Source organism: Candidatus Borrarchaeum sp. (assembly GCF_019058535.1).
GTDB classification, from domain to species: Archaea; Asgardarchaeota; Sifarchaeia; order Borrarchaeales; family Borrarchaeaceae; genus Borrarchaeum; species Borrarchaeum weybense.
The window spans coordinates 1-5,210 of sequence record NZ_JAHPYX010000219.1 but is presented as its reverse complement, the minus strand read 5'-3'; the positions used below and the strand labels follow the sequence as shown (position 1 = coordinate 5,210).

5 protein-coding genes and 1 pseudogene are annotated in these 5,210 nt (G+C 36.9%); 3 read left to right on the top strand and 3 right to left on the bottom strand.

The window, feature by feature from the left end; all coding sequences use genetic code 11:
- The 3 genes from QVB70_RS13440 to QVB70_RS13430 all read left to right on the top strand — a co-directional run.
- The coding region (locus QVB70_RS13440; protein ID WP_287587183.1) for a hypothetical protein at positions 1–224 on the top strand (224 nt) is incomplete at its 5' end.
- A gap of 116 nt (positions 225–340) precedes the next feature.
- Positions 341–1,420: a hypothetical protein gene (locus tag QVB70_RS13435; protein ID WP_287587181.1), complete on the top strand. Its 1,080-nt coding sequence runs from the start codon at positions 341–343 to the stop codon at positions 1,418–1,420.
- Between the two features lie 32 nt (positions 1,421–1,452).
- On the top strand, positions 1,453–1,812 hold the full coding sequence (locus QVB70_RS13430; RefSeq protein ID WP_287587179.1) for a hypothetical protein: 360 nt from the start codon (positions 1,453–1,455) through the stop codon (positions 1,810–1,812).
- Positions 1,813–2,164: 352 nt separating this feature from the next.
- Here QVB70_RS13430 and QVB70_RS13425 read toward each other — a convergent pair whose 3' ends face one another.
- The 3 genes and pseudogenes from QVB70_RS13425 to QVB70_RS13415 all read right to left on the bottom strand — a co-directional run.
- Complete coding sequence (locus QVB70_RS13425; protein ID WP_287587176.1) at positions 2,165–3,235, bottom strand: carbon-nitrogen hydrolase family protein; 1,071 nt, start codon at positions 3,233–3,235, stop codon at positions 2,165–2,167.
- Positions 3,236–3,340: 105 nt separating this feature from the next.
- The gene (locus QVB70_RS13420; protein WP_287587173.1) at positions 3,341–4,582 is read right to left on the bottom strand and encodes an NAD(P)/FAD-dependent oxidoreductase; all 1,242 of its coding nucleotides are present in this window, start codon (positions 4,580–4,582) and stop codon (positions 3,341–3,343) included.
- Between the two features lie 109 nt (positions 4,583–4,691).
- Positions 4,692–5,210 (bottom strand): annotated as a pseudogene (locus tag QVB70_RS13415) (AMP-binding protein); the annotation flags it as partial.

The following is a 5,210-nucleotide window of genomic DNA, read 5'->3' as shown; positions in this document are numbered from 1 at the left end:
TAGGTGAACCAGAGCCTGTAGTTGAACCAGAGCCTGTAGTTGAACCAGAGCCGGTAGTTGAACCAGAGCCAGTAGTTGAACCAGAGCCAGTAGTTGAACCAGAGCCAGTAGTTACAAGAACTTACACAGATAAGAATGTGGGTATTGATAATCTAGTGATATATATTGCTATTCTCGGATTTGCTATTGTACTAATCCTGATACTGTTATTTATTACAATGTGAGTCAATGTCCATTGCTTTATCACGTTTCCAGATTCGATCATTTAATATAACATAAAAACGCTGTATTCTTAGAACATATTAACTCTTAACAATTGAGCTGAAGGTAAGTGGAGTTTATGTCAGCTAATGAAGTTTATCCTGAGGAATTGAAAAAGCTTTTAGAGCCCATCGTATCTAAGAGGGCAGAAAGATTTGAAAAACGATTAGAAAATATTCAAAGCAAGTCTACAGCTTATTTTCCAGCATCAATCATAAACGACTACATTCAGGGCGTTAAAACATATGAAGAAATAATTAAACCAAGTTTACAGTCGTATCTAAGTGCTTTAACACTATTATTACAAAAGGAATATATCCTTGAAGGAATAGAGATTTATATCTCCTCACTTGAAAATGAGGGACTTTCAGGAAGTTTATTAGACAAGGAGTTTCAAAAAGCTACATCGACTTTGAACAAAGCAAATTCTTCTCTTGATGAGATCCTAAAGAATATGAAAACAACGCAAGAATTTGAGACAGTGCTTTTTGCATATAACTTTTTAAAACAGGCATTACGCTATCATAATGCGGCTTGTTTGAGAGATACAAGCAATTTCGTATTTCTTTTAAACTGCTTAGCTACAAAGAGCTTTGCTGAAGGTTTTTTGGACTTTGGAGAAGTTTGTATTTCTTTAAGAGATAAGAGGAAGGCAAACCTAGTTGGTGGTATGGATCCTTTAGATGAATTAGCGAAAACGATATTGAGATCTGCAGTGGCTTCCTTTCGGACAATAAGTTATCAACACATAAATAATCCTGAAGAGCAAGCTCTTTACGATCAGACGAGAATGTTTAGGTTATCACAGATGGAAAAAGCGTACGAAAAGCAAGAATACGTTTTGGCAATAACTATTGCCATCGATTTGTTTTACGACATGGAATTCATCAAACATGCAGGCTTCAACATGCATCCGCAATGGATGCAGAAAATTATTGAAGATAGACGCGTACAATTTGTTGAATTGATTAAAGAGACACGCAAGAAAGGACGTTTTGATGGTCTTTTGAGTATCTATTATTTTGAACAATGCTTCATGCCACTGACCACAGCAAATTACCCCGCACATCTTATGGCCTCATTTAACACGGCAAGGATGTTGATAGCAAGTATGGAACGTGATTTGAAGAGACAGGCCGATGTGCTAACATATATGTGATGTACATTTTTACAAAAAAATGGTGAATAATAGTGCCTTGTTTCGCAAGAGTATTTCAGAGCGCAATTGATTTGCTTAAAGAAAGATATAGAATCGAACTAAGACCAGAAGACGATGAAGAAATGGAAGAGATAGAGAACTGGCTTAAAGAAAAACTAGACATGAAAAAAGAGGAAAAACACGAGAAAGTAACAGAAAAATTGGAAGAATTGAAGAGAAAAGACCCAAACAAATTTAGGCAATTAGAGTACGAGTTCATTCAGTTTATAAAAAAATTAAGGAAAAAGCGCACTGCAACTCCTGAAGAGGAAAAAGAAAGCAAAAAAGAAAAGAAAGAAAAAAAGGAAGAGAAGAAAAGAAAAAAGAAAAAAGCAGTTTCCATGTACACATAACTTTTTTTATATATCATCTAAGGATAACAGGTAGTTTACACAAATTTCATCCATTTCTTTAACGATTTCGATTTCCAACCTAATTTTTGGATTCAGCCAGCTTTTTTCCGTAAAAAATATGTATAGGTATTGTGTAGAAATCTCAGGAATTCAAGATTTTGTGATTATTAGTGCTTTATCTTTTCCTGGGGTGTGTTCTTTACAGAAACAATTACAACTCCAGAAATCACAATCCCAGAAACTACAATTATAGAAAATAAAGAGGGCAAAACGCCAAAAAAAGGAAAGCGTAAAAGTAGATCCAGAACGAGAAAGAAAAGATAATAGTCCAACAGTATTTTTATGAAATTGTTTAGCCAATACCTAATTCATCTAATATCTTCTCAAGTTTTTCAACTCGAATTCCGTACTTCTCAGCTAATAGCTTCAGCATACTGGGATCAAATTTGAATTTAGCACTTTTAATTAACGGTTCTAAAGGCTCCCCCCTTAATTCCAGTCTGAGTACATCAAAACGGGCATAGTGTCCTAACGCGTCAAAATATGCTTTTGTATGACGACGGTCGTCTGCATCTAACTCGGCATAGAGAATTGTCTCCCTGTCGAAAACGGGTTCTTGGAGATAGACTCCAGCTGGGTTGACAATAAACGCTCCTCCTGCAGCTATATTGAAATCGGCACAATCTTCTGGCATTAAATCGTCAGGAACGTACTGACTGACGCTGATCACAAACGTCTGTGTCTCAAATGCGTATTCCCTTATAGCATGTTCAATATCACAGAAATGTTGAGAGTCTTCATTTGGTCTATATCGTTTTTTGGCACCTGGATGTCTTTTCATAACCCACCATCCTGGCCAAACTGCACAGTGGATTTCTTCACCAAGTGCAGCCATTGCAGCTTTAAGTAGAGTCATATGATGCTCGTAACAAACAACGCCGCCAATAGTGCCAATCTCTGTGTCAAAAACTCTCACGTCACTGATGTCGCCCATGCCCCAAACCATCCTTTCGCCATGAGTTGGCATTAACTTCCTGTGACGTCCAAGTATTTCGCCATCGTTGCCTATGAAGAGTATCGTATTATAAAGTGTTTCGCTACCCTTAAGATCGCTGATTTCCGTACAGCCGATAGCAGCTATTAAATTGGCTTCCCTTGTAGCGTCAGCTAATATTTCAGTGTCACTGCTCGGGATTTTTAAGGAGTTCTTCTGATATTCAACCATATAGTCTGACCATTTAGAAATGGGCTGCAAACCTCTCCAATATGGGTAACCTGGGATGAATGTCTCTGAGAAGACTAGAAGTTTTGCCTCTGCCTTACCAGCTTCTTCTATGGTTTTACAAGCCTTGTCAATAGTAGCTTCTTTATTCATGAAGACCGGCGCGACTTGTGCAGCCGCTACTTTGACCTTGTCCAACATTTTTATCACAATTCGGTTATTTTCGGACTATTTTACATGTGAGTTGAATGAACATCTTTTTCATTGATATAATAGTATCTTTTCAATATTGGAAATTTTCTTAATTTAAATTCTCGATTTTGGAGTGTTTGCTAGAATTATTGCCCTAAGAAGTTCAAAAGTAAGTTTTGGATTTTTGAAAGGTAAAAAAGATAGTTTACTTGCAAAAGGTCTTACAAAAGACGATTGATAATCGATATCTCCGAATCTTTCTAACAAAGGTTCTAGATTATAATCACTCACAATTTCGAATAGCGTATCAAGAGTGGAATCCTTTAGCTGATTTATAAACTTCCTCATATTAGCACTTTTTTTAAGTTCTGATCCAAACCCTTTTCGCCAGAGGCTCACATAATTTTGTATTTGAAATGGAGTTTCTTTATTGAGAGCATCAACCGCAACTTTAGCTGCAAGTTTCGCGCAGCTCATCCCAAAATAAAGTCCGCCTCCAGTTGTCGATTTCACATGACCTGCGGTATCCCCTACGAGCATTAAATTGTCTTTTACTGTTATAGGGACTGGACCGCCCATCGGAATAAGTCCTGCAAGTTTATTCTTTATTTCCCAATTCTTACCAAATTTCTTGGAAGCAACTGGATGTTTTTTTATGAAATTTAGAAGGTTTTGAGAAGCTTGCTTTAAAGTACCTTTAACACCGATACCTACTCTGGCAAGATGCTCGTTCACTGGAATAATCCATGAAAAGAAGCCTGGAGAGAATTTTGAAGAAAAATAAACTTCAACTGACTCAATATCCTCATACGAAACCGGGGATATTTCCATCTGGAAACTACTAATGAAATTCTTTTTTGTAGGTAAACCACATTGTTTTGCAATTAAGGAGCGCACACCTTCAGCATCAATAATCACATCAGCATGAATTTCAATATGACTAGAGTTCTGTCGTACAACAATTCCACAAATTCTGCCATTTTTTCTTAGGGGCTTTAGTCCCTTTGTTTTCAGAAGTACCTCTACTCCTTTATCTTGTGCCTCTTGACAAAGTTCTTTATCGAATGCTCCACGATCTACAATGTAAGCCTGAGGAATTCTCTTTTTCGCAAGAATACAATGTCCAGAAGGGGAATAGAAATAACTTCCTTTGACAGTATTTAGAATACTTTTTCTTGACAGATTTAATTCTCTACATGCACGTGTAGATATTTTACCTGCGCATTGCACTGGCTTTCCAATTACTTTATGATCTTCAATGAGGAGAATTTTGTAGCCCTTGACTAAGGTAGCGATTTCTTTTGCAGCATAAGATCCGCTAGGTCCACCACCTATCACAAGAACATCACATTTCATGTAAGGCTCCTCATTCAAATAAAGTAGATAATGTAGAAGTGAGGTATCTATATGTTTCCCTTAAAGAAAAAATAGAAATAGGTTAAAAAGATTCTATAACAGTATAACTTTACTTGGTGCTTCCTTTAAGTTCTTCTTTGAGTGTTTTTCTTAGAACCTTTCCTACGCTTGTCATTGGAAGGCTTTCTCGAAATTCCACAAGTTTAGGTACTTTAAATTTCGCAATTTTTTCTTCACAGAACTTGATAATTTCTTCTTCTGTCGCGTTTTGTCCTTCTTTGAGTACAATGTATGCTTTCACAGTTTCTCCTCTGTATTCGTCTGGAATGCCAATGGCAGCAGCTGTTTTTACATTTGGATGTTCGTATAACACTTCCTCGACGTCGCGTGGGTATACATTATAGCCTGAAACATTGATCATGTCCTTCTTTCTATCTACGATAAAGAAATATCCTTCCTCATCCATAGTAGCAATATCTCCAGTACGAAGTTCACCGTTTACTAACGCAAGTTTCGTTTCTTCAGGTTTTTTCCAGTATCCCTTCATTACTGTGGGCGATTTCATGACGATTTCACCTTCTTCATTTGGAGGAAGTTCACTTTTGCCCGTTTCGAGATCCACAATCTT